The sequence below is a fragment of the Cognatilysobacter tabacisoli genome (assembly GCF_003586305.1).
GTDB lineage: Bacteria > Pseudomonadota > Gammaproteobacteria > Xanthomonadales > Xanthomonadaceae > Cognatilysobacter_A > Cognatilysobacter_A tabacisoli.
Window position 1 is genome coordinate 1 of sequence record NZ_QXJI01000008.1, and the last position, 1,163, is coordinate 1,163.

The 1,163-nt window shown below is 67.1% G+C and carries 1 protein-coding gene; it reads left to right on the forward strand.

Annotated elements, in window-relative coordinates:
- The coding region (gene tuf, locus D3A60_RS14410; RefSeq protein WP_119719479.1) for an elongation factor Tu at nucleotides 1–1,163 on the forward strand (1,163 nt) is incomplete at both ends.

Consider the following 1,163-nt stretch of genomic DNA (forward strand, 5'->3'; position numbering starts at 1 on the left):
AAATTCGAGCGCACCAAGCCGCACGTGAACGTGGGCACGATCGGTCACGTTGACCACGGCAAGACGACGCTGACGGCGGCGCTGACGAAGATTGGCGCCGAGCGATTCGGTGGCGAGTTCAAGGCGTACGACCAGATCGACGCGGCGCCGGAAGAGAAGGCGCGCGGCATCACGATCTCGACGGCGCACGTGGAGTACGAGAGCCCGACGCGCCACTACGCGCACGTCGACTGCCCGGGCCACGCCGACTACGTGAAGAACATGATCACGGGTGCGGCGCAGATGGACGGCGCGATCCTGGTGTGCTCGGCCGCGGACGGCCCGATGCCGCAGACGCGCGAGCACATCCTGCTGGCCCGCCAGGTGGGCGTGCCGTACATCGTGGTCTTCCTGAACAAGGCGGACATGGTGGACGACGCCGAGCTGCTGGAGCTGGTGGAGATGGAAGTCCGCGAGCTGCTGAGCAAGTACGATTTCCCGGGCGACGACACGCCGATCATCCACGGTTCGGCGCTGAAGGCGCTGGAAGGTGACCAGAGCGAGATCGGCGTGCCGGCGATCCTGAAGCTGGTCGAGGCGCTGGACACGTACATTCCGGAGCCGGAGCGCGACATCGACAAGCCGTTCCTGATGCCGGTCGAGGACGTGTTCTCGATCTCGGGTCGCGGCACGGTGGTCACGGGCCGCATCGAGCGCGGCATCATCAAGGTCGGCGACGAAATCGAGATCGTCGGCATCCGTCCGACGCAGAAGACGACGGTCACCGGCGTGGAGATGTTCCGCAAGCTGCTGGACCAGGGCCAGGCGGGCGACAACGCGGGCCTGCTGCTGCGCGGCACGAAGCGTGACGACGTCGAGCGCGGCCAGGTGCTGTGCAAGCCCGGTTCGATCAAGCCGCACACGGACTTCGAGGCCGAGGTGTACGTGCTGTCGAAGGACGAGGGCGGCCGCCACACGCCGTTCTTCAAGGGCTACCGCCCGCAGTTCTACTTCCGCACGACGGACATCACGGGCGCCTGCCAGCTGCCGGAAGGCGTGGAGATGGTGATGCCGGGCGACAACGTGAAGATGGTGGTGTCGCTGATCAACCCGGTGGCGATGGACGAGGGCCTGCGCTTCGCGATCCGCGAAGGCGGCCGCACCGTCGGCGCCGGCGTCGTGGC